Origin of the sequence: Colwellia sp. MB3u-4 (genome assembly GCF_014077065.1) — a bacterium.
Classification (GTDB): domain Bacteria; phylum Pseudomonadota; class Gammaproteobacteria; order Enterobacterales; family Alteromonadaceae; genus Cognaticolwellia.
Map to the genome: position 1 here is coordinate 140,886 of NZ_JACGVE010000045.1, position 23,958 is coordinate 164,843.

A 23,958-nucleotide genomic window follows, 5' to 3' on the forward strand; every position below is an offset into this window, starting at 1 on the left:
ATTTTAACCAGTAAAAATGATCAGATAATTAGTGAGATTGGTATTACGCTATAGAAGCGTTATGATATTGGCATTTTTCACGTAAAGACTATAAAGAGAGACGCATGTCAGCTGTTCCATTAGAACGTATTACCATAGAACCTACTTCACCCGCCACAGCCTGTGTTATCTGGTTACATGGCTTAGGAGACTCAGGTGCAGGATTTTCGCCTATTGTGCCAGAACTAAGTTTGCCTAAAAATCACGCGGTACGCTTTGTGTTTCCACATGCGCCAGAGCAAGCCGTGACTATTAACCAAGGCCATGTCATGCGTTCATGGTATGACATAAAAAGTATGGATTTACATAACCGTGCTGATATGGACGGTGTGCTTAAATCTGAAGTCAAAATTCAAGCATTAATTGCCGAGCAAGTTACAGCGGGTATACCGGCAAAGAATATTATTTTAGCGGGCTTTAGCCAAGGCGGCGTGATGAGCCTGTTTACCGGTTTGCGTTACCCTGAAAAGCTTGCAGGTATTATGGCGTTATCATGCTATTTACCTAACGCTGATGCATTACCCGAGCAACTAAGTGCGGCAAATAGCGATACAGCAATTTTGCAACAACACGGCGATAATGACGATGTTGTGCCTTTAAGTGCAGGTAAAATGGCTAATACCTTACTTAATGCGAAAAATTACCCAGTAAAATGGCAAACTTATCCGATGGCGCATAGTGTTCATCCAACACAAATCCGTGATATTGCCACATGGTTAGTGGCACGTTTAAATCTAGCGTAAAGCTAAGTCATCGAAGGGGAGATAACATGCCAGAAGTTAAGGTTAAACTTGTTTTTGAGAAAGAAAACAAAAATAGTATCCGTTTTAAAGAAGTAGCTGAGCCAGGTAAGGCTGAAGCTATGGGCAGTATCTATTTACAAAAGTGGCTTGTGGGTGATGCTAAATCAATTGAAATTTCGGTGAAAGTTCCAGACTAGTGATTTTGAATTAATTTGTTTTCAGCTGACTATTGCTAAGTTATTTCGACGAGACACCAAGCTTTGTAGTTAAAAGATAGCATTTATGAAAAATGATGAAGACTTAGAGCATCCTGCGTAGTGGTCAAGTAAAACTGACCACTAATTTATATTCTAGTCAGTATCTTTTCTCTGACTCATTTTGTATTCCTCTACTGTTTTGAGCTCAAAACCCATAGGTAAAAGTCTTTGCAGCTCAAGCGCTGTAGTTTTTATTGCGCTTAGCCTATCCATGGTCAGTTTGTCCATAACTAGCTCAACGTAGTGTATTTTTAACCATAACGGGTTTAACAACAATATTTTTAACAATCATGGTTTTAATACTAATCCCCTTAGCAGATAAATGAATTAACCCAGCTTTTGAAAGACTAATAAGCGATTGTTTGCTGGCATAGCATGATCATTTTCTAGCGATAAACCCACACTATCCGCTAAGGCCATTATCGCCTCAATATCGCGAATAGCACTTTGGCTATCACGCTCTTTGAGCCAGATATCAAAACCGGCATTACTCTCGCTTGTGTACTGGCCTTGATAATTAAATGGCCCATAAACACAACATTTACCCTGTTGATTTAAATGTTGTGATACACCACTAAAAAATGCTTGCACTAATGGCCAGCTAATAATGTGCAAGGTATTTGCTGTGTATATGGCGTCAATTTTTTCAATTGGCCAAGGATGGTTGAGATCAAGTTCAATTGGGTGAAGTAAGTTACCTGCAGGATATTCTCTTAACCATTGGCTAATACCTTGATGATTTAACAATATATCGCTGGTCTGCCAACTTAACCATGGCATGTTGGGTGCAAAAAACACCGCATGTTGGCCAGAGCCTGAACCGACCTCTAACACAGTTTTACTGGCACTAAAGCTATCAGCTAGCGCAGCTAAAATGGCGACTTTATTGTTCTCACAGGCTTGGGAGAAGGGTTTGTTCATGGTTGTTTACTCAATTTTTCACTCAGTTTTTTATTCATATGATTATTAGCGTGACTAACCGTTTTCATTGTTTAACTTATAAGGTAGTAGTGTTTGGCACTGCGCTTGATAAGTACGCATTTGTTGTTGTTCTTGCAAACAAAAGGCTTTGATAGCAGGTTTGAAGCCTGCATGTTTGATCCAATGATATGACGTGGTTAGCTTAGGTTCAAAGCCTCGGGCTATTTTGTGTTCACCTTGGGTGCCTGGGTGAAATAAGCTCAGTTTATTTTCAATACAAAACTCTATGCCTTGGTAGTAACACAATTCAAAATGTAAATTGTTATAACTCTTCGTGCAACCCCAATAGCGACCATATAAATGCTTGTCGTCAAAAAATAACCAAGCACAAGCGATGTCTTCGCCATTACAGTTAGCGATGATCAGCAAGATATGCTCAGGTAACTTTTCTACTATTGACTTAAAAAAATTAAACGATAAATGTGGTGTATGTCCACGTTTTAAATAAGTTAGCTGATAAGTTAAATAGAAAAACTCAAGTTCTTTTTCACTAATATCTTTACCGGTAACGCGTCTAATCTCAATGTTTTGTTGCGCCATTGAAAGACGCTCTTTGCGAGTGTTTTTTCTTTTTCTGGCGGTGAAGCGTGAGAGGAAATCGTCAAAGTCACGGTAGTTATAGTTTAGCCAATGAAATTGCACTGTGTTACGTTGGTAAACATCATCAGACTTTTGCTGTGTTGGTAAGCAATATAATAAGTGCCAGCTATTTAAGTTTTTATGTTGGCAATGGTGTGTTAATACCTCGAAAACATCAGCAAGGCCAACATGGTTGGATAATAATTTATGGCTAGTTACCGGTGTAAAAGGCGTAGTAGCGACTAATTTAGGGTAGTAGGGCATATTATGCTTTTCATAGGCTTCGGCCCATGCCCAATCAAAAACATATTCTCCCCATGAATGAGATTTAACGTACATGGGCAGAATAGCGTTAATTTCATTTTTATCGTTATCACGCAATTGTAAGTGATGAGGTTGCCAACCTTGAGCACCACTAACCGAGCCACTCGTTTCTAAACACTGGAGAAATTGATAATTTGAAAACACCGATGGCTGTCGATTTAGCCGTTGCCAGTCTTGTTCAGCTATAGCTGAAATATTATTTACGATTTCAATTTTCAATGATTATTCTGTTACTTAAGTTACTCATCTCTGCAGCTTAACAGATGGTTAATTTAATAGGTATAAAGCTTTTTAAGTAACGAATGTGTGGCAATTCCTGAGCAATATTTACCTGTAACAACAAATTCATATCTTTAGATTTAATTCACTTGGTATAATGTTAAAAACGTAATTAGGGTAATGAAACCAATGAGCATTGAAAAAACACTGAAGTCATTTTTAAATCAAGTTAAAGAAACACAAATAATTTGGGCGTTACAAGATAAAAACAGCGAAGATTGGGTGGTACTTGATTCAATTAACTTTGAAAACACTGAAGTTATGCCACTTTGGTCAACACAAGCACTGGCCAAAAGTCATTGTATTGAAGAGTGGGCTGATTATATACCTGCGGCTATTACGTTAGCTGATTGGATGGAATTTTGGATTGAAGACTTACTCGAAGATGGCGTTATTATCGGTATCAATTGGCAAGAAAATGATGAATGTTTGGAGTTAGAACTGCCTGAGTTTACTCAAGCACTGGCAGCAGTTGAAACGTTATAACTAGCCAAGCCAAACGGTTACCATGTTAACCTTATAGCGCCTACTATCGCGTTAGTGAACACACATATTGCCAGACCAATGCAGCTTATGCTTGCAATATGTTGTGTTCATAGCTCCCTCCAGGCAAATATCTAGCGGTTATTATTGCCCGTTATTTATTGTTAAGTCCTAAATTCTCCTAAACGGCAACTTGTCTTTTCGACAAAATAATAAAAAAGTATTTTTTTATTTAATGAATTTATTAATTTCAGCGGTTTAAATGTCATTTATTCTCTTTTTAGGCAATGGATAAAATCACCTAGACAGAAAGTGTCATGCTATTTTTTACATTTAATTTCAGTCTGTTACATTAAATTAATAAGGGATTAGATAGCTATTTTAAATAATTATTAAAGCCTTGGCGGTATGTGGAACCGATAAACTTCATTTATATTTCAAAAAATTATTAGCTATATTTTAATCCTACCGTCACTAAAAATAATGAAATAGCTTTACAACTTATCGGGTCAAATTATGCAGTTACCTGTGATGTAGAGATAAAGCTGTCGAACTAATGTTGTAGAACCAATTAATTATTTTGGCAATAAATGGGTAATGTAAAATAAAGTTAAACATTACGCTTAAAAAAATAGGAATAAAGCATGATTAAAGCAATATTGGAAAAAAGTTATGACATATTAAATTCAACAAAAAAATTGGATTTTCTTGCGCCATTATTTTTGCGTTTGTATTTGGTGCCTATTTTTTGGATGGCGGGTACCACTAAAATAGAGGGTTTTGATAATATTGTGCAATGGTTTGGTAATGACGATTGGGGCTTAGGTTTACCCTTTCCTTATATTATGGCCATTTTAGCCGTAGGTGCTGAAGTTATTGGTGCTATTGCCTTATTACTTGGCTTAGGCGTGCGCCTAATGGCTGTGCCTTTGATGTTTACTATGTTGATAGCGATGACATCTGTGCACGGACAATATGGCTGGCAAGCGATTGCAGATGCTAATGCACCATTTGCTAACGAGCGAGTAGAGGCAAGCGTTGAGAAAAAAGAAATGATTGTTTCTATTTTGCAAGAACACGGTAACTACGAGTGGCTTACCAGCAGCGGTAATATTAGTATTTTAAATAATGGCATTGAGTTCGCAGCGACTTATTTCATTATGCTATTGGCACTGTTTTTTATCGGTGGCGGGCGCTATGTCAGCCTTGATTACTGGTTTAAACGAAAAGTATTACCAAACGCATAAATATCTTACAAAGGTAACAATATAAAAATACAACAATAATCGGAGAACATAATGAACAAGATACCAAAACTAAATTTTAAGATACAGCCGTTGCACTAGCTGTTGCAGGTCTACAATAATGCGTTACTTAGGATGCAGTTTTTTTAGAGTGTTGATATAAATTGCTTACCTCTTTTTACACTTTAACAACAAAGTAAGTATTGCTACCTCTCTCAAATAAGACTACTTTTACTTGCAACTAAAGTAGTTAATAACCTTCATAAACTCGTTCATATATAATGAGATAAATATATAGTGAGACAAATACCGGTAGTAAGTAAATGTTATGGAAATAAATTAACTCTTATGATCAATTTCCTCCCTAAGCGCATGGTTGTCAGTAGTGTTGTCAGCATTATTATCACAACTTTATCTGGTTGTGCATCATTTGAGCTCACTGATCTTTTTCAAGGCTATAACAGCCAAATGAAACCCGTGAAAGCGGCCCAACGCCAAGGTGAATTTGTTAAAGCGCAAAACCTACTAGGTGAACGTGCTCAAAGTAATAACAGTTACGTTTTAAATTTACTTGAAAGAGGGCGCTTAGAATTTTTAGCCGCCGATTGGCAAGCTAGCCAAAAAAGCTTTGCTCAAGCCTATGTTGAGATTGAAGAACAAGGCAACAAGGCAAAAATTCAAATCAGTAAAGGTTTTGAAAATTTAAGCGCAGTTGTCAGTAACGACAATGCGACCTCTTATCAAGTGCCTTATTATGAACAAAGTATGTTGCATAGTTATCAGGCGCTAAATTACTTATTTCAACATGATTTAGTTGGCGCATTAGTTGAAGTACGTCGCGCAAATTTAGTGCAAGAGAAGGCACTTAAAGCTTATAAAAACGAAATCTATCAAGCGCAAAAGGAGCTTAACAACTCAGGCATGACCACAGATAGCCTATATAGTGGTTATCCAAGTATGGCAAGTGCGATTGGTCAAGTGAAAAATGGTTTTCAAAATGCCTTTACCTTTTATCTTTCTGGCATCTTGTATGAAGCCAGTGGCGAGCTAAATGACGCTTACATAGATTATAAGCGTGCAATAGAAATATCCCCAGAGAACCATTATTTGCAACAAGATGTTTTACGCTTAGCCGCTAAGTTAGGTATGCAAGACGACTTAGCGAGCTTGCAACAACGCTTTGGAAAATATCAAGCACAAACGTCAAAAGAGCAAGGGCAAGTCGTTGTGTTTATTGAGCAAGATATTGTCAATAGTAAGCAAGATATTGGCTTAAATCTGCCAATAGGTCGAAGCAACAGCGGCTTAAAGTTTTTCAGTTTTTCTTTACCTGTGTATGAAGGGGCTTTACCAAAGCACAGTAAACTTACCTTTAAAAACCAAGACCAAAGCTATTTGTCGAATGAAATTGTGCGTATTCAATCGTTAGCCGCGAAAGACTTACAAGATCAATTACCCGCACTGCTGACCCGACAAGTCGTTCGCGTTGTTGCGAAAGAACAAATGCGACAAAAACTGAGTCGAGAGGCTGGTGATGTCGGTAATATTTTAGCCAGTATTTACAATATTGCCTCAGAAAGAGCAGATACTCGAAGTTGGTCAACCTTGCCCGATCAAGTGGATATTGTGCGGATGAATTTACCCGCTGGTAAGCAAGTATTACAAGTGCAGCTAAACGGACAACAAAAAAACATTGAAGTTGACGTGCAGCCAAATAGAATCACCTTAATTAATTTTTCTGCTATCGGTAGCTATACTGGTTATCAAACGATAAATTTATAAATAACTAATGCATTAGGAGGGAGTATGTTCAATAGCAAAAATATGGCTAGCATGGGCCAAAATATCACTGGCTGTTTAGCAGTGATATTAGTGAGCGTTTTTATTACCGCTGGCTGTGCGAATAATAAGCCTCCTGTGACCTCTGGCACAGGCACCAGTGCCATGACCCAAGGTGATGACTTTAGTAAACACCTTGAAGTACAAAACGCTGATTTAGCGAAAAAACTCGTGATTAGCGACGTTAAATCGCGCAAAAATAATGGCTTGTTACAAGTCAACTTAACCTTGACTAGCCGTTATGAAAAATCACAAAAATTACAATATCATTTCAATTGGTTTGACGAAGCAGGCTTTGTTATTGAAGCCGGAAAAACACCCTGGATACCATTGGAATTACATGGTAAACAATCCACCACTTTACCCGGATTAGCGCCGAATATTAATGTCAGTACATTTAATGTTTATGTTCGTGCAATCCCTGAAAAAGCATATAAATATTAATCGTTAAGGAATAGCATTATGAATAAATTAGCACTGGTAACAACACTCGGCTTAACCCTAGTATTCGCCGCGGGTTGTGCTAATAAAGCAGTGGTTCGCTACGGCGATGCCACCGCGGTAGAAACTACCGATATTAACTTTGGTTCAACCGACTTACAAAAGGTTGCTAGCCAAATGACTGACTCGTTATTATTATCACCAGTAGTAGGCACATTAACGCAAAATACCCGCCCAGTAATGTTTGTTGAACGCTTAAAAAATAAAACCAGTGAGCATATTGATACCGAGTCAATCACCGACTCTATTTCTACTAAGCTTTTACGCTCTGGCAAGTTCCGTTTTGTAGATATGGGTCGAGTAGAAGCGGCACGTGAGCAATTAAATTTTCAACATGACGGTGGCATGGTTGACCCAAACACAGCGTCACAGTTTGGCCGTCAAATTGGCGCGCAATATATGTTATACGGTAACTTATCGAGTATCGTTAAAAGCAACCAAGATAAGTCTGACATTTACTATAAATTCACTTTACGTTTAATGGATCTTGAAAGTGGTTTAGTTGAATGGGCCGATGAAACTGAAATTCGTAAAACGAAAGCTAAAGAATCAGTGGGTTGGTAAGCGCTAAAGTGAGATGGTTTTAGAGACCTTGAGCGTGCTGCTTAAAAAATAGATAGTGTGGTAAAAAGCAGCAGGTTCATAGAGGCTATACTTCAAGTGCTATTTATTACACGCTATTTATTACCTTATATTTAATAAATAAAGGAGAGCAAAATGAAAACAATCACGCTAGCGTTAATTTTCTGGTCGGCATTCATCCCTTTCGCTAATGCTGATTATGAGCGTAATAAAGCTGTGCCAGTTGAAAAAGTTTTATTTGGTCAGGTATTATCGGTACGAAATATTACCGAACAGGAGTTGATTCAAGATAAAAACCAAGGCTGGAAAACCTTTGGTGGTGCGTTAATTGGTGGCGCAATAGGCAATCAATTTGGTAGCGGTAGTGGCCGCGGCGTAGCAACAATATTAGGCGCTATTATTGGTGGTTCAATCAGCCATGATAGAAACCCTAAATATCAAGAAAAAACCCTACTGTTAGTCGAGTTAATGATCAAGGTTAATAACGGTGATGAATACATGGTGATACAAGACCTAGACCATCGTATGCTATTTCAGCCAAAAGACCCGGTTCGCATGATTTATCTCGCCAATGGCACAGTACGTATTGATAAACAAATGTAAGCTTGCTGGTTAAGCGGGTATAAAAGCTCTAAATCAAAACCTAGATGTAATGCTAAGCTTCGGCTTATAGTTAGTGCGAATGTGAGGGAAATACTCACAGCATTATAAATCTTGTAAAGTAATAAATAAATTTTATTTATATATTAATAATTTAGCAAGAAATACCTAGTTGACTTAATATCATGGGATAAAATATTGAGCGAAGAGAAAACACCATAGGTATTTTTCCATTTGAAGGGTTTATAGTTCATCACTCAAGTACCATGGAGTAATATACTATACCGTCTTTATTTTTTTTAGCGCCATTTAAACGGAAACCAAAACGCTGATAAACTGGAATTGCCATAGTTGAAGACTTTACCCAGTAGTTACCATTGCCGCCTTGGGCTAAACAGACTTTATCGGCCGCTGACCATAATTGGCTAGCAATGTTTAACTTTCTAGCTGCAGGGTCGACAAAAAGCTGGCTTAACTTCTCTCTTCTATAAATTGCAATTATTCCAACCATCTTGTGTCCCTTGATAAAACACAGCATCAAATATTCATCGTTCATAATACGATCTTTTATCGCCGCTAATTCGAGTGTTGCTTTAAAATATTTAACACCTGCTTTATTAAAGTCGGCGTTACTTTCAGGCTTTACTGCCCGTAAAATTAGCGACTGAATTGTTTCAGTATCACTGATTTTAGCTTCACGTACAGTCATTATAATCCTTTTTAATAGCTTTTTTGTACATACGTTGTATTTTATTGAAAACGCCAAAACTGAATTTCGGGTTATTAAATTTCTCTAATAATATGATGTTAACGCGATAGTTTCAGTGGTATAAAAACTAGTACCTAGTACAGTCCATGAGAGAAAACAAATAAATAGCTCGGTGAGAATACTGATTTTTATCCATAGAAATACCCATATCACAATAAGAGGTTAAAATTAGTGAGGAATGAGCAGTAACCAGTAGCATTAATTTTAGCTGCGCTTCAAACCCAGAGATCATTTTTAGCCGTAAGGTCACCACCCGTATCGCCGGTATTAACAATACCTTTGGGTTCCACAATCATAATTTTACACTCGCTGCTAGCAGAGGGTTTATGCTCTACACCTTTTGGAATAACAAACATTTCACCTGACTCTAGTGAAACCATACCATCACGAAATTCAATAGTAAGGCAGCCTTCAATAACAATAAACACTTCGTCAGTTTCCGGGTGATCGTGCCAAACAAATTCACCTGCTACTTTAACTAATTTAAATTGGTATTCATTCATTTCAGCAATGACACGAGGTGACCAATGCTCAGAGAATTTTGTGAATTTTTCGTTGAAATTAATAGGTGAAAATTTCATATTGACTCCATGGTTGCTCGTGCAGCTAACCATATATTATGTTGTAAACGTTTGACTAACTTTTATTGATTTGAATGGTTAACAACTGACCTGAAATTTATTTTATGTTACATCTTTCGTTTTTATATTTTATATTTAATTTTTACCCGTACCACATTATTTCGACCTTATTAGAACTGTCTCTTTGGATAAAGTAAACACTGCTAATATACACTTATGCCATATTTGAGACATTTGCTTTTAAAGACACTTAACACTTCAAATTAGGTTTTGTATTGGTAACGCGGCAACATTGTTTTGTTAAGTAATTTCAGTGCCCTGAACCTTCTGTAGTGATGCTGACGTATATATATCCATCATTTGGTGACTGTGCATTCCCTACAATTGTTGTTGCTCGCCACTGTGTAATCAGGAATATAAATACAGCCAAAGGCTTAAGGGATGGTAGCGGATTAATGTTTTTCTTAATCCATTCTCTCTGGTCGATATCAGGTTCTTGACCCGTGTATTGCTCATACTGGCTTACAGCGTGAACAAGCTCTCTATTTTCCTCAATGTTTAACTCAAACAAAATATTTCCGTGCTTGAGAAATAAACTTTTATAATCGGCATTAGCTACTTTGATGTCAGAGTGCTTTATTATCAGTGGATCGACCATATTATTTACTTAACGCCGTAATAAGTGGTGAGTAATAGTTGGCTATAATTGAGCGAAGCGAAACGATCCAACTGTTACGAATCCGACTTGATTGCCTGTTATGTGCTTTATTAAAAAATAACACTGCTAATATTGCCGGTAAACCCTGAATAGTCCATATTGATTTCTTAACTATAAATCTGCCATATATTGCTGCAACAATTACACATAATAAAAAGAACACCTATATTTGTTGTCCTAATAAATCGTCTGAATGTAATAGCCCCCAAAAAAGTCCGGCGGCCAAAAAACCATTATATAGCCCTTGATTGGCAGCCATAACTTTTAGTAATTCCCCTTCTTCTTTAGGAATACTAAAAATATTAAGAGTCCGAGGTCTATGCCAGAGAAACATCTCTAAGACCACCGCAACAAGCATAACTAAGATTAAAGATATGTAATGCATGGGTCCCTCTCTATGTGAAATTTTAAGACAGTTTACTAAAATATTATTACGTTTATGATTTTTGAAATACGGCTAACCAATATGATGAGCGCCTTGTTAGCAGTACTTTACACGAACTTTTTATAATTTAATGACTTGAGGTAATTGGACAAACGACTCTTAACTTGTGGAGTTAAGCCTAAACTAATTAGAAATGTTGAAAAAATAGAAATAAACATGATGCTTTTAATTATTTTAGCGCCAGTTAGCAACGCGATAAGTATTAATAAAGCAACATAACCTAAACCTATTAGTCCCAAGAAAAGACAAATCCCTTTAATATCATTATTCATAGTAATTCCTTAACTGAATATAAAATTTTATTCTAACCCGAAAACTTAAATATGTACTCATAATCACGAGTACTGCTACTACTTGTTTAATATTATCATCTCTTTAGCGACAAGAGCCGCAGAAGGTAAAAACATTGTTGAAACAATTCGTTGATCGATGACAACTTCGTGTTTATCTTTTAAGGTTTGCTTATTTTGGGCGATGGCACCATTTTTATTTAACTGACTTTCAACAAAAAAGGGTAATAAAGAACCTTGTTTTGCCCATGATTTAGACTTTTCTGTTGAATCTGGAAAGCCAGCAACTTTTTTACCTTTGACGAGAAACTCTCCCGTAGATAAAACAACATTAGCAAAAGCACCTGCTCCATGTCCGCCTCCCCCAATAATTCCACCCGATTCGTATATTTTTGCAATTATCGATTGTATTTCTTTATTATTAGCAACATCAAATAAAGGGCCGTAACCACCTCCAATATATACTCCCCAATAATTACTCGACTCTATTTGCTTTGGGGTGAAAGAGTTATTTGTTTTGTCTATGAAACCTTCATATTTTATGGTGTAGCTACTGATACCTAGAGGATCCATCATAAATTCAACTTTTCCTCCATCAGGTGAAACAAAATCGACTTCGAAACCATGACTTACAAATATATGATCAGGCGGCGCTACCTCCCATAAGTTATTACGCGCATCATGTTTTTCAGGATCCTCCATATCAATCATATTTGATGCAATAATTAATATCTTTTTAGCCGGTTCAGCATTTGTACTAACTGAGATAAATAATATTGTTGTGAGAAAAAAAGATAAGAAATACTTCATTATTGTCTTTAATAAATAATTATCTTATTGGTTTAGATGTATAAAATTTAGAAAAAATTTAATTTTATCATGATAGGTATTTTTCCTTTTAATGTTCTTGCTAGTGCTCATTCTCGCACCCAATGCAAAACAAGCGCTCCTAGAGGGGTCAGAACACCTGCTAAGAACAAAAATACAGCACTACTAAACACCCTGTACTTAATAAACGATATCTTAGAGTTATTTACAATTTGATCACAAAAAGCCAACTCTAATTGGCATTCTTTATGCGAGTCCAACTGACTATATCGATTAAATAACTCAAGGTACGTTCTTTTGCTGTACTTGCAAGCATGGCCAAAAAACAGGGGGTTATCTCCTTCTTCTTTATTTGGCATTTTTATCCAAAAAGGTGGGGCTACCCTTGGTATAAAAGAAGTAAGTGATATAACTATCGCAGCAGAAACAAATATGGTGAAGGACGCTACATACAATGTAACTAAGACACTTTCTATTGAGAAGGACGAATAAAGCCTAAGCACTCCAAAAATTGTTGCACACCCAACGGCGACTAAAGCTCCATTTTTGGCTTCTGCGAACTTTAGCCAATCAACTATTTGTTTTAATGTACTTTCAAGCACGTCTATTCTTTCTTTGTCCATAGCTAAATATTTTCCACCGCAGTTTTAATCACATCACCACCGTAAATGTCATCACTATAATCCCTTACTTTAATGGACTTCTTTGAAAACCACCCATTCTTTATAGAATCCGCATTTGGATTAGCTGACTTATAACCATCATAAACAGCTTTAGTCATTAATATTGGACTGTGAGATTCACTGTGAGGGATAGTGGTTTTAAAGAAGGCATAAAAATGTTCATCTTTATGCCTTAGCATTCTCGAGCTTGTTTCTTCAAGGTCATCAATAAACTGTTCATAGGGCTTAGATTGCCAATGCCAATCCTTTATATTTGGATAATAATTACCTTGATGAATCGCAGGGATTGAATAGTTTTCAGTTTTATTTGCGAGATCTGTAAGCCGTGACGCTGTATTGGCTGGTTTCCCAAGCCATACTAGGCTGCGGTAAAATTCTTTTTCATCACCTTGCCTAATAGCACCAGACTTAGTTATGAGCATCTTACCGTAATCAATGCCTATCCCAGCACTAAACTCAAATGACTTAATTCTATTATTCAGAATATGCTTACAAACGCTATTCATTAGAATTGCTGTATCTACAGCTTTTGTAAAACAGTCTTGCTTATCAAATACAACCATCACCCTATCACCAATAATATTCCTGACGTGACCTCCGTAATAACGAGCACATGCCAGCATTGTTCTTACGAAGCTGGAATACATCTTAGCTAGAGTTTTAGGTTTTCTCTCAGCGCTAATTTTTGCTGAACCTCGAATATCGACGTATAAAACACAGCTTTCAAGGCGTTTACACTTCTTCTTTTGCGTATCGAGATTATCGTAAGTTATGTTGGTGTCTGAGAATGATGGAACGACGTTAGTTTCTATAATCTCAACTTCAAAATCAGATGAATTTACAGCTTGAACCTCTTCATCTAGCTCTCTCAAAAAATCTACTAATGACACAAAACTTCCTCAATAACCATAATAGCTTATTATGTATACGACTCAGTAACACACGCACCATAAGTAACATTTAATTAACATTAATATCTCATACTTTCAAAGCATTAGAAACTAGTAATACTCAATCACATGTATATTAGGGTATATTACTAAGACCTCTCAGTAATACACCCCGAGTAAAAATAAATAAAAAACATTAAATTCAAGTGGTTAAGTGGATTTACTTAGTGTTTATTATAATTAATGGTGTGTTACTAAGACGTCTTAGTAACACACCTCTAAAAATCATACTGACTTCCATATAAAAAGGCATTACATCGTATACGCTAGTAGTTAATTCATTAGAAAATATAGGGTAATGTTTTTAGCTGGAATGTCAGAAATGCGCACAAAGTGATCTTATTTAATAGTGGTAAACCTAACGTTATTCAGTGGTCACAGTAGATGTCATTAAGAGGCAGTGTTGGATGATAACGACTGGCAGTTTTGATGTAATTGGGTGCCACAACTGATGTCATTTTCCAATAAGGGCTCATAGCTTGCTCCTTAGAATAAGTAGCTATTTTTGAATATATTTTTAGAGCGCTTGCAATGGTCTTTAGTTTTATCGATTTCCCTCATGAAAAAGTAGATCACTTACTTAATCAAATGGGTATAAAAATAATTTTTGATATGTTTTATTAAAAAAGTGTAATTAATAAAAACTTAAATGGGTTTTCAACCGTATAATAAATAACACCTCATTAAATAATAAGTTTTTATGTTTTCAATATTTAAGTCAGACCCATTAAAAAAATTAAACAAACGTTATGAAGCTAAACTTGAAGAAGCCATGCATTTACAGAGAAAAGGTGATATCAAAGGCTACTCAATGGTTACTGCTGAAGCTGAAAAAATAGCGGTTGAAATAAAAGCGTTAGAAAGTGCGGCAAAATCCTAACCAGACGCCAATGAAATGATCCACTTTTTCTATGAGGAAAAATAGATAAATACCAGACATAAAATTTTGTCAGTCGTTATGCTACTTATAAACTCTATTCTGTTGGTTGCATTGTCAATTTGAAAGAAACACTTTAATTGACATAGGTAACGATTAATTGACTGATTACTGACTTATTTACGGTTGTTTATTGCATGATGGTTATAAGATTTTTTTTTACTGTAAAGGTATTATTTGTGTCAACAACGGTTCTTCTCTTCTTTTTTCATGAAAAACCTTTGTTGCTCGTGAGTCCTAATTTGTATTCATTACACCACCTAGCATTAGATGATGTAAACGAAGCTACAATTTGCCTATTTTTACCCGCTAAAATACAGAAAATGGCGATTTGCTAGCTACTTAAATACTTCATTAATAAAGCTGATTTTTAGCCTTGTTAAGGCTAAGTAGTATTATTGAAGTACTATTTTTCAACAAAAGCTCTTTCAACAACGTAGTCGCCTTGCACGCCTTTTTTACGACTTTCCTGAAAACCTCTTTCATCTAACATGGCACAGGTGTCTTTTAGCATAGCAGGACTACCACATAGCATCACGCGGTCAAACTCAGGATCAAGGTCAGGTATGCCAATATCAAGACAGAGCTTGCCTGTTTTTATTAAATCAGTAATGCGTCCTTCATTTTTATAGCTCTCACGAGTCACACTGGGATAGTAGATTAGCTGTTCAGTAATCATCTCACCAAGATATTCATGATGAGGCAGATCTGTGGTTATTATTTTGTGGTAAGCCAATTCATTCACGTACCTTACGCCATGAAATAAAATCACTTTGTCAAAACGCTGATAAGTTTCTGGATCTTTGATAATACTTAAAAAGGGCGCCAAGCCTGTTCCTGTGCCGATCAAGAATAGGTTTCGACCATCTCGTAAGTCATCTATAACCAAAGTTCCGGTTGGTTTACTGCCGATAATGACTTCATCGCCAATAGCTAAATGTTGTAACTTGGAGGTAAAAGCGCCTCCTTCAACTTTAATGCTGAAAAATTCCAAATAATCTTCATGGTTTGCACTGGCGAGACTGTAGGCGCGTAAAATGGGTCGAGTATTTTCTTGTGCTAAGCCAATGATGATATATTCACCATTCCTAAAGCGGAGTCCTTGACTACGAGTGGTTTTAAAAGAAAAAAGACTATCGTTCCAATGAACAACATCGATGACTTTTTCGGGATTAAATTTTTTTTGCATGGTTTATCCTGTAAGGAATTTTTTGACTAAATAAAAAATAAGCTTTTTTGACCAAGTATGAAAACAGATGATTGATGACAGTGTTATTTATGTTGACATCAATTAAAGACCCGCTAAATATCTGGATAAAATTTAGCGCCTCTTTGCTAAAATCGCAGGCTTAACTTAATTTTACATAAGTATAAAATATGTGAGATTTTTTAAGGAAAAAATGATTAAAGGAGCAATACGCTTGGATAACAAATCGACTTAGCATACCAAAATAACTTTTTTAGTGTGTCTAGTTAACATTTTATACGATATTTAAACCGTTACAGATCATTCGCTGCCACCAACATTCGTGTAAGGGTAGGCTGTTTTATTCAATAACTGTTTTAGCTTAATAGAACTATTTTACGCTATAAAATACCATCAAGCGTTTTAATCATCAGGTTCAAATAGTTGCTTACGTAGATGGGAATTATCTACTACTGAAAGAAAATATTAACTAAAAATACTGAGCCAAATAGTGATGTAGAGCGAGAGGTACTGAAGTCGTTAAGCTTTAAGCTTTGCTGGCTTTTCTAATGCTTGTATTTTTTTTCTAATATTTAGCGCTTCTTCAGTAAACATAGAAAAATCATTAATGTTGCCATTTTTTTGCGCACAAATAGCGCTTTCAAGTTTGTCTTCATAACTTTTGTTTAACTTTTTAGTTGGGTCTTGCTTAAACAATGAAAACATAAAGTTCAACCTTGGTTAAGTTAGTTGTTTTTATATACGGATGTAAAAGGGTTTTGGTTTTATCTATGCGAAATTAAAAGATAAAAAATTAGAGTTGGCCTGAGTAATACGCTATTTGTAACGTTACTTTTTACTATAAAATAATTTATCTTCAATGCGTTAGATAAGGGTGATTTAGAAAAATAAACATTAAATTGGTTAAGTTCATTCGAGGTTTTATTTTACCGCTTGAATTTAAACATAATACATCCTTGTCTCGTGTGGCTGATGTGTAGCGCACTAAATTATGAGATAATTTCATTAACGTCATAGTATTAAATCAATTCAGGTTAATCCAATGGGTATTAACCGACAAAGGAAGCGTTTGTGTTAGCTAACTCAATAGTTGTGCTCGATTTTGAAACCACGGGTTTATCGCCAGCTCAAGGAGAACGTGCGATTGAAATCGGCGCTGTTAAACTTGAAAATGGCATAGTGACCGACCGGTTTCAAGCTTTGATGAATCCAGGTCGACGCATTAATAGTTTTATTGAAAACTATACCGGTATTAGTAATAGAATGCTGGCGGTTGCATCGCCTTGTGCAAAAGTGATGACTGATTTTGCGAGCTTTATCGGCGAGAGTAATTTATTAGCGCACAACGCCTCTTTTGATGCTCGCTTTCTTGAGGCTGAATTTGCTCGTTTGGGTCGTCAGGTTTTAGGCGAGTTTACTTGTTCGTTATTAATATCACGCCGTATTTATCAAGATGCGCCAAATCATAAATTGGGCACCTTAATTAATTATAAAAACATTGCCGCCGATGGGAGTTTTCACCGGGCGTTATTTGACGCAGAAATGACCGCAGAACTCTGGTTGATTATGTTAAATGATATTAGCGAACGCTACGGATTAGAAAATATTCCCTTTAGTTTAATCAAGCAATTAGCTAAAACGCCTAAAGCGCAAATCAACAAGTTACTGACTAATTACGCCAGTAAAATAACTAAAGCCGTTTAGGCTTAATATACCTAACCATACTTACTGGCTAACGGCTTTAATCTTAATCGGTTTGGCCAAATAACGGTGTTAATCTCTATTACAAAGATTAACGTTTGTTGTTTATCTTAGATAAATGTTGAAAATGACCCCGCTTAACGCGAACGCCAAAGTATAAATTAAGCTTATTTAGTATTAACTTATTCTAAGGTATGCTGTTTATATATTGAAAGTATAATGTACATAATTTAACCATACAAAAAACTAGGGATTTACTTTGGCTGAAAAGATAATAAAAGCGGTAAAAGGTTTTGCTTTAGTACTAAGTGATGATGAAAAATTAACACCTTCACAAAGAATAACAGGCATTGAAAAAACACTACCAGCACTCAAGCCTGGGCAAGTATTAGTTAAAATGTTGGCTACACCGGTTAATCCCTCTGATTTAATGTACTTATTGGGTAAATACGGTTTAACTGCGCAAGAGGGTGACTTTGTTGGCTTTGAAGGTTGTGGCATTGTAGAAGCCGCCAATGCCGGACTTTACGGTAAGTGGTTAACGGGCAGGCGCGTTGCTTTATCAGCACAACCCGGTATTGACGGCGTGTGGTCTGAATATGCCATTACACAAGCAAATTTATGTTTGCCGGTTCGAAAAGCATTAAGCGACGAGCAAGCGGCAACGATTATAGTTAACCCTTGTACTTCTGTTTGCCTAGTAGAGCGAGCTATAGCACTGGGCAGTAAAGCCATTGTGATTAATGCCGGGGCAAGCCAAGTGGGTAAGGGCGCTATTCGTTATGCAAAACTTAAAGGGATTAAAACCATAGCGACAGTGCGCAGTGCAGCGAATGTTGAGGTTTTGCAAGCGTTAGGGGCCGATTGCGTGTTATTAACATCAGACGATAATTTTGATCAATCACTGAAGCATTGGGCGAAAAAACTCAAGGCAAAAGTATTGTTGGATTCTGTTGCCGCCGATGATACCCCTAGAGTTTTAAACGCCATGCCTAATAGTTCTACGGCCTTGGTTTATGGTCGACTAACCGAAACTCAAGATGTGCTGGGTGGCTTGTTTAGTGTGGCTGATGTGATCTTTCGCGATATGCGAATAGAGGGCTTTTGGTTGGCAAAATACATTGGTGACGCTTCACCATTACAGGTATTAGCCTTAAGTTCGAAAGTACAAAAATTGTTTGCTCAAGGGATTTTTAAGACTGATATTTATGCCCGAGTTGGTTTTGATGACTTTGCCCAAGCATTAGACCATTACGCAGAACATAAAAGTGATGGCAAGGTAATATTATTACCTAATAATTAAAAATTATATTTTTCTATCAGCTTTTGATAATCAGCAGTCGTTTTATATTTTTTCATGGCTTGATTGAATGCATGTACATCATCAGCATTTTTAAAAGCCATGCTATAAGAGTTTATTGGAAAAATATGGTGAACTTTAATATCACTTTCTCTTTCATTTATATTGAGTTTATTTAAGTAGTATAAAAATATTTTCAAATCCATTACGACTACTTCTACACGGCCTAAAAATAGTAACTCTAGCTGTTTTTCTTGATCTACCACTTGAATGAAAATTGGACTATCAGTAACCGCCTCAGCAAACTCTACTCCTAATATTTTGTGGGCTATTTGAAATGACGCAATTGAGTAATGGCTTATATCTGCAATGCGATTAAGTGACACGGCATTTTCTTTTAACGAAATAGCCACGTTTTGATAATCGATGTAGTTTTTACTTAGGGTCTCTATATTAGGGAATATGTGTTTATTCGCCGTCATTACCGCATCAATATCGGGTAACGCGAGCATTTTTTCTGAACGGCCATAGGGGATGAAAATAAACTCTGGTGCTTTGCCTATCATGATTAATATTTGTTGAATTAATTCTAACTCGAAACCCGAATGATTTTCTTCAATAACATAAGGCGGCTTAGAAAGTCCAAGCACCACTTTAAAGGGTTGATTTGCCAAACAGTTAATGGAAATTAGGCTGAAAAAGATAAAGATAATAATATTTTTTGACATACAAAATTCTACCACGGGATTTTCTAAGCTTAAGCTTAGGCTTTATACTTCGCTAGTAATATCAGCGTAACTCGCTTGTAACGAGAGGATAATATTTTCCGGTGATAATTCTATCTCTAAACCACGCTTCCCACCACTAATAAAAATAGTGTTTAACGCTTCAGCACTGTGATCAAGCAGGGTTACTAATGGTTTTTTTTGCCCTAATGGACTAACGCCTCCAAGAACATAGCCGGTAGAGTTTTGTACTTTATTGGCATCAGCCATTTTAATTTTTTTAGCTTTAAGGCTTTTTGCCAGCTTTTTTAAACTGAGTTGCTTAACCACAGGAATAATAGCAACGGCTAAATAAGTATTATCTACATCAACCACTAGTGTTTTAAAAACCACTTCAGCGCTAACCTTGAGTTTATCAACTGCTTCAAGGCCGAATGATTTACAATTAGCATCATGCTGATAGTGATGTAATTGATAAGCGAGTGTTAATTTATTCAGTTGCTTAACAGCAGGTGTCATTTTAGTTAACTCTTCTTTAAAGTTTTGAATCGAATCTAACTGAATCTAATTGAATCTAACTTAAGCAATTCAAAGCCTAATTTATTTCACATAAGGCACTTTATTCAACCACTAAGCTATGGGTTATTTGCTGCGCCAATGAGGTGATCACTTTTCGCATTTGCTCGACAGCGTGCTCATAGCCATTTTCATTAAGCGCTACGGTTAGGGTAAAGTTATGCTCTTTTTCTGGGTTTTGCATGTCTTTACCTTGCAGCCAATAAGTACCTGAAAGTAGGGCTTGTGATTGATGAGTTGGATGAAATGCCGTGATGTTAATTACAACTGCTGTTACTTGGCTTTTTTCTGGCGTGACAATATAATGAAAATGACTATCAAGATTATTTAGGTCTTGCGCTAAGGCTTGTGTAAAGCTGTTCTGTAATGGCTCTGCCCACATATGAAAGTGCGAGTAGTGCAACTGGTGACTGGAAAGCTGTAAAACCAAACTAGGTTGTCTTAAATAATCAGGCAATGCTAACAAGGTAATACCAAAGTACGGACTATTTTTATTATGCTTGTTATCAGTGTTAACTGCGCTGGTTGTCGTTGGACTATTAAGTAAATAATATTGTGTTTTGTTAGCGGGGGCCGAGCTACAAGCGCCAAGCAGAATAATTGACACAAGAGCGACGATTAAAGTCTTTTTCATGGTTGTACTCCATTAAGTTTTGTCGGTATAGGCTCAGCGACTTCACCATTATTAAAGAGTAAGCTATTAGGTTTATGCTTGAGTTGATTCAACAAAGGTTTTAATTCGTTCATTGTTGCAGTGAGCGTATGTAACGTTGTGCGCAGTTCTTCATAGCCCTGAGAGCCAGATGACAAGTCTTTGGTTAAGGTATTGATACCTTGTAAGGCTTTACTGAGTTCGCTACTAATTTGTTGCTGCTCAACTTTACTCAATAAGCTATCAAGGCTATCACTTACCTCTTGAAACTCTTGCGCGGTTTGCGTCATTTCTAACATCATTTTATTGGCATTTTCACTCATATTATTGAGCGGCATATTATTGAGGTTATCCATAAACTGTTCCGCTTTTGCGGTAATTTGCGAAAAGTCATCACTACTGGTTGGAATAATTAGTAAATCTTCATATTTTTCTATTTCGCTGATGGGTTGATCTTTATTGTGTTGTAAATCAACGTATAGGCTGCCAGTTAAAATATTTCCTGTGCGCAAAACGGCTTTTAAACCATGCTCAATCCAGTAAATATTTTGTTTGGTCATAAGCGCTTTACCTTCATCATTATCGGGCAGGCCTATTCGACCTGGCTGTAAACTGATCAGCACGGGAATTTTAAAGTCTGCCTTGGTAAATTTGTTCTCACTTCGGCTTAATGCCATGTTGACTGATTGCACTTTACCTATTTGTATTCCTCGATACTCAACGGGTGCGCCAACAGACAGGCCTCTAATAGAGTCGCTGACCAGTACTACAAACTCGATAGATCGGCGGTATCTCTCGTCGTCAGCAGCTTCATAACTCTCGTAGATGTCAAAATATGAACGTTCACCAATTTTTTCACCAATGCTCATGCCTTTAGGAATACCGAAGGTGGCACCGTTGGTTAACATAGTTTCAAAATTGCCAGTTTTAACTGATATGCCATCGGCATTTAAATCAAGTTGCAAGCCACTAACATCCCAAAACTTAGTATTACTGGTGATAAGTTGATGATAAGGCGCTTTGATAAAAGCATTGTAATAAACAACGCGTTCTTCAAAATTAAAATAGATATCCTCAAACTGGCCAACGGTTAAGCCTTTATAAATAATGGGATCACCTTTTTTGTAAGCAAACTGGTCGTTGCTATTAAGGGTTATATGTAAGCCAGGAGTGCCTGAAGGCGTTAAGGGGGGCGAGTTTAAGGCATCAAAAACATAGCGTTCTTCATTACTTTTTCCGGGCGATATTTCAATGTACACGCCGGATATTAAGGTGCTGAGACCCGATACGCCGGTATGCGATATTTGTGGCGACACGACCCAAAATGTACTGTCGGCCAGTAAAAATTGTTCTGCTGATTTTTTTATCTTTGCCGTCACAATTACGCCATTACCGTTTTGATTCAGCTCAATGGCACTTACTTCTCCAATATCAACATTACGAGATTTTATTTTGGTTTTTTCAGCCTCCATGCCTTCAGCGGTAAGGAAATGTATGGTGACTTCTGTGCCTTCATTACTCCATTGATAATAAATCATCCAACAGCCAATAAAGATTGCAATGGCAGGAATAAACCAGATAGTTGATACGGTTTTAACTGGCTTTATTGTTGCGTCTGGTATTTGAGCATCATTCATCATTTTTTATATTTTTCCAAATTAATTGCGGTTCAAAACTCATTGCGGCGAGCATAGTGACAATAACTAAACCGGAAAACGCTAAGGTAGCAGCTCCAGGTGTTATGCTCATAGCCGGGCCAAGCTGAATTAAGCTAGCCAGAATAATAACGACAAAAACATCTACCATTGACCAACGACCGACAAATTCAGCCATACGATACCATTTTATTCTTTCTAAGCTTAATCTATCACTTTGTTTTTGAACACTATAATTTAACCAAGCCAGTACTAATATTTTAGCGACAGGTATAACAACACTGGCAATAAAAATAATGGCAGCGATAGGGTAGGAGCCTAAGTTCCACAGTAAAATAACCCCACCAATAATTGTGCTGGGATTGTCTTGGCCCCAAAAGTGCGTAGTCATGATCGGGAGTGTATTGGCCGGTATGTACAATACCACTGCGGTGAGCAGTAGCGCCCAAGTTTTTTGCACACTTAGTGCCTGTTTTATTGGGTCTTCTTGGGCTACTTTAGTGTGACTTTGGTGTATTTCGATATTATGTGCTTTTTCAACTTTAGCCAGTAATTGGTATAACTCGCGCTTATCGATATGTAAAACTACCAGTGTCATCGACAATGTAAATAAAATAAAAGCATAAAAAGACAAGCCTAATGTAATATCAGCCATAGAAATAATTTTGATTAAACTAACCAAAGTGCCAATCAGGAATATTTCCACCATACTCCAAGGCAGTAACTTAAAAACCAAGGCCAATACTCGACCGCCATACTTAGGATATAAGCCTTTATTTAGTGGGATAAGCAAATAAATAAGTGACAACAAAACGACAGTTGGGATGGCAAATATAGTGAGAAACTCAATGAGTGCTAAAAGTTGATAATTATTATCAATTAAGACTATAAAACTTGTAATGGCGTTAAAGTGGTTTTCTAAGCCATTGGTACTAAAGGACAAGAATGTAAAAGGTAATGAAGCTAATAAAAATATTAATGCGCTAATAGCAAAAGCAATAATTCTTTCATTAGCATTGCGATGAATGGCGCTTAATTTATAGCCACAACGCGGGCATTGTGCTTTTTGACTTTCTTTTAATACAGGTAATTTGACGGTCAGCGCGCACTCATAGCACTGAATTTCAACTGGATGTATTTCGCTGTTTTGCAAAGTTTTTGGCATTGTAAATGCCGTCCTCAAGGTCAATTTTTTACATGAGCTTAAATTAGCATATATTATAGCAATCGAACTAAATAATTTTGATGAATATTATTGAGATACGGCTAATGTTTTCCACCTTTAACCTGCTATTTTAGTTAGATTGGTTTCATCACTACAAATGAGTAAGGCTTGTACTTATAGAGATTGTTTTTTATTTGTCGAGAAAGTTATCAATTAGTGCGACTTTAAAGCGATATTTATTGGCTGCAATGGTGACCGCTTCAGCGTAAAGCTGATGGCAAGAACGTAATAGGGTGAGTGATCATATTTTGATATAAAGTGTGTA

General features: G+C 36.6%; 26 protein-coding genes and 1 pseudogene. 11 read left to right on the top strand and 16 right to left on the bottom strand.

Translation table 11 applies throughout. The features are described 5' to 3' along the window. Nucleotides 1-104 precede the first annotated feature (104 nt). Both H4J61_RS01845 and H4J61_RS01850 read left to right on the top strand, forming a co-directional pair. Complete coding sequence (locus H4J61_RS01845; RefSeq protein ID WP_182183141.1) at nucleotides 105-782, top strand: alpha/beta hydrolase; 678 nt, start codon at nucleotides 105-107, stop codon at nucleotides 780-782. A gap of 26 nt (nucleotides 783-808) precedes the next feature. Next, complete coding sequence (locus H4J61_RS01850) at nucleotides 809-979, top strand: hypothetical protein (protein ID WP_182135332.1); 171 nt, start codon at nucleotides 809-811, stop codon at nucleotides 977-979. 387 nt (nucleotides 980-1,366) lie between these two features. Here the strand turns inward: H4J61_RS01850 and H4J61_RS01855 are convergent, their stop codons facing one another. After that, complete coding sequence (locus H4J61_RS01855; protein ID WP_182183144.1) at nucleotides 1,367-1,960, bottom strand: DUF938 domain-containing protein; 594 nt, start codon at nucleotides 1,958-1,960, stop codon at nucleotides 1,367-1,369. Between the two features lie 54 nt (nucleotides 1,961-2,014). Next, nucleotides 2,015-3,142 carry a GNAT family N-acetyltransferase gene (locus H4J61_RS01860; protein WP_182183146.1) on the bottom strand — a complete coding sequence of 376 codons (1,128 nt, stop codon included), beginning with the start codon at nucleotides 3,140-3,142 and terminating at the stop codon, nucleotides 2,015-2,017. Nucleotides 3,143-3,331: 189 nt separating this feature from the next. Here H4J61_RS01860 and H4J61_RS01865 point away from each other — a divergent pair, with 189 nt between their 5' ends. From H4J61_RS01865 to H4J61_RS01890, 6 genes are all read left to right on the top strand, one after another. Further along, entirely contained in the window at nucleotides 3,332-3,688 is a 357-nt protein-coding gene (locus H4J61_RS01865; protein ID WP_182237225.1) for a DUF2750 domain-containing protein, read from the top strand. A gap of 641 nt (nucleotides 3,689-4,329) precedes the next feature. Further along, on the top strand, nucleotides 4,330-4,932 hold the full coding sequence (locus H4J61_RS01870; protein WP_182183149.1) for a DoxX family protein: 603 nt from the start codon (nucleotides 4,330-4,332) through the stop codon (nucleotides 4,930-4,932). Nucleotides 4,933-5,277: 345 nt separating this feature from the next. Next, entirely contained in the window at nucleotides 5,278-6,711 is a 1,434-nt protein-coding gene (locus H4J61_RS01875; RefSeq protein WP_182183151.1) for a COG3014 family protein, read from the top strand. 24 nt (nucleotides 6,712-6,735) lie between these two features. Beyond that, complete coding sequence (locus H4J61_RS01880; protein WP_259363055.1) at nucleotides 6,736-7,212, top strand: YcfL family protein; 477 nt, start codon at nucleotides 6,736-6,738, stop codon at nucleotides 7,210-7,212. An 18-nt stretch (nucleotides 7,213-7,230) separates the two neighbouring features. After that, complete coding sequence (gene lpoB, locus H4J61_RS01885; protein ID WP_182183154.1) at nucleotides 7,231-7,833, top strand: penicillin-binding protein activator LpoB; 603 nt, start codon at nucleotides 7,231-7,233, stop codon at nucleotides 7,831-7,833. 153 nt (nucleotides 7,834-7,986) lie between these two features. Continuing rightward, the gene (locus H4J61_RS01890; protein ID WP_182183156.1) at nucleotides 7,987-8,454 is read left to right on the top strand and encodes a glycine zipper 2TM domain-containing protein; all 468 of its coding nucleotides are present in this window, start codon (nucleotides 7,987-7,989) and stop codon (nucleotides 8,452-8,454) included. Nucleotides 8,455-8,704: 250 nt separating this feature from the next. Here the strand turns inward: H4J61_RS01890 and H4J61_RS01895 are convergent, their stop codons facing one another. From H4J61_RS01895 to H4J61_RS01925, 7 genes and pseudogenes are all read right to left on the bottom strand, one after another. Continuing rightward, nucleotides 8,705-9,160: a GNAT family N-acetyltransferase gene (locus H4J61_RS01895; RefSeq protein WP_182183158.1), complete on the bottom strand. Its 456-nt coding sequence runs from the start codon at nucleotides 9,158-9,160 to the stop codon at nucleotides 8,705-8,707. A 275-nt stretch (nucleotides 9,161-9,435) separates the two neighbouring features. Further along, nucleotides 9,436-9,801: a cupin domain-containing protein gene (locus H4J61_RS01900; RefSeq protein WP_182183160.1), complete on the bottom strand. Its 366-nt coding sequence runs from the start codon at nucleotides 9,799-9,801 to the stop codon at nucleotides 9,436-9,438. Nucleotides 9,802-10,111: 310 nt separating this feature from the next. Beyond that, nucleotides 10,112-10,459: a hypothetical protein gene (locus H4J61_RS01905; RefSeq protein ID WP_182183162.1), complete on the bottom strand. Its 348-nt coding sequence runs from the start codon at nucleotides 10,457-10,459 to the stop codon at nucleotides 10,112-10,114. Nucleotide 10,460: 1 nt separating this feature from the next. Beyond that, nucleotides 10,461-10,904, bottom strand: a pseudogene (locus H4J61_RS01910) (DUF1304 domain-containing protein). Between the two features lie 410 nt (nucleotides 10,905-11,314). After that, nucleotides 11,315-12,064, bottom strand: coding sequence for a type 1 glutamine amidotransferase domain-containing protein (locus tag H4J61_RS01915; RefSeq protein WP_182183165.1), 750 nt, complete (start codon nucleotides 12,062-12,064; stop codon nucleotides 11,315-11,317). A 107-nt stretch (nucleotides 12,065-12,171) separates the two neighbouring features. After that, on the bottom strand, nucleotides 12,172-12,705 hold the full coding sequence (locus H4J61_RS01920) for a Pycsar system effector family protein (RefSeq protein WP_182183167.1): 534 nt from the start codon (nucleotides 12,703-12,705) through the stop codon (nucleotides 12,172-12,174). A 2-nt stretch (nucleotides 12,706-12,707) separates the two neighbouring features. Next, nucleotides 12,708-13,655, bottom strand: coding sequence for an adenylate/guanylate cyclase domain-containing protein (locus H4J61_RS01925; RefSeq protein WP_182183169.1), 948 nt, complete (start codon nucleotides 13,653-13,655; stop codon nucleotides 12,708-12,710). Nucleotides 13,656-14,415: 760 nt separating this feature from the next. On the opposite strand from H4J61_RS01925, the gene H4J61_RS01930 reads away from it, so the two are divergent. Then, entirely contained in the window at nucleotides 14,416-14,595 is a 180-nt protein-coding gene (locus H4J61_RS01930; protein WP_182183172.1) for a DUF6435 family protein, read from the top strand. A 463-nt stretch (nucleotides 14,596-15,058) separates the two neighbouring features. Here the strand turns inward: H4J61_RS01930 and H4J61_RS01935 are convergent, their stop codons facing one another. Together H4J61_RS01935 and H4J61_RS01940 are read right to left on the bottom strand one after the other, a co-directional pair. Beyond that, on the bottom strand, nucleotides 15,059-15,841 hold the full coding sequence (locus H4J61_RS01935; protein WP_182183174.1) for a ferredoxin--NADP reductase: 783 nt from the start codon (nucleotides 15,839-15,841) through the stop codon (nucleotides 15,059-15,061). 537 nt (nucleotides 15,842-16,378) lie between these two features. Beyond that, nucleotides 16,379-16,564 (bottom strand): DUF6435 family protein, encoded by a 186-nt coding sequence (locus H4J61_RS01940; protein ID WP_182137529.1) that lies wholly within the window; start codon nucleotides 16,562-16,564, stop codon nucleotides 16,379-16,381. Between the two features lie 366 nt (nucleotides 16,565-16,930). Here H4J61_RS01940 and H4J61_RS01945 point away from each other — a divergent pair, with 366 nt between their 5' ends. Then, nucleotides 16,931-17,563, top strand: a complete 633-nt coding sequence (locus H4J61_RS01945; RefSeq protein WP_182183177.1) for a PolC-type DNA polymerase III — start codon at nucleotides 16,931-16,933, stop codon at nucleotides 17,561-17,563. 256 nt (nucleotides 17,564-17,819) lie between these two features. After that, complete coding sequence (locus H4J61_RS01950) at nucleotides 17,820-18,863, top strand: zinc-binding dehydrogenase (protein WP_182183179.1); 1,044 nt, start codon at nucleotides 17,820-17,822, stop codon at nucleotides 18,861-18,863. On the opposite strand, the gene H4J61_RS01955 is transcribed toward H4J61_RS01950, so the two are convergent. From H4J61_RS01955 to H4J61_RS01975, 5 genes are all read right to left on the bottom strand, one after another. After that, nucleotides 18,860-19,588: an ABC transporter substrate-binding protein gene (locus H4J61_RS01955; RefSeq protein WP_182183182.1), complete on the bottom strand. Its 729-nt coding sequence runs from the start codon at nucleotides 19,586-19,588 to the stop codon at nucleotides 18,860-18,862. The two genes, H4J61_RS01950 and H4J61_RS01955, sit on opposite strands and share 4 nt — an antisense overlap. Nucleotides 19,589-19,630: 42 nt before the next feature. Next, nucleotides 19,631-20,104, bottom strand: coding sequence for a Cys-tRNA(Pro) deacylase (ybaK, locus tag H4J61_RS01960; protein WP_182183185.1), 474 nt, complete (start codon nucleotides 20,102-20,104; stop codon nucleotides 19,631-19,633). Nucleotides 20,105-20,204: 100 nt separating this feature from the next. Further along, nucleotides 20,205-20,795: a membrane integrity-associated transporter subunit PqiC gene (locus tag H4J61_RS01965; protein ID WP_182183188.1), complete on the bottom strand. Its 591-nt coding sequence runs from the start codon at nucleotides 20,793-20,795 to the stop codon at nucleotides 20,205-20,207. Then, nucleotides 20,792-22,453, bottom strand: coding sequence for an intermembrane transport protein PqiB (gene pqiB / locus H4J61_RS01970; protein WP_182183190.1), 1,662 nt, complete (start codon nucleotides 22,451-22,453; stop codon nucleotides 20,792-20,794). The genes H4J61_RS01965 and pqiB overlap by 4 nt, the downstream gene beginning before the upstream one ends. Next, on the bottom strand, nucleotides 22,443-23,633 hold the full coding sequence (locus H4J61_RS01975) for a paraquat-inducible protein A (RefSeq protein WP_182183193.1): 1,191 nt from the start codon (nucleotides 23,631-23,633) through the stop codon (nucleotides 22,443-22,445). The genes pqiB and H4J61_RS01975 overlap by 11 nt, the downstream gene beginning before the upstream one ends. Nucleotides 23,634-23,958 lie beyond the last annotated feature (325 nt).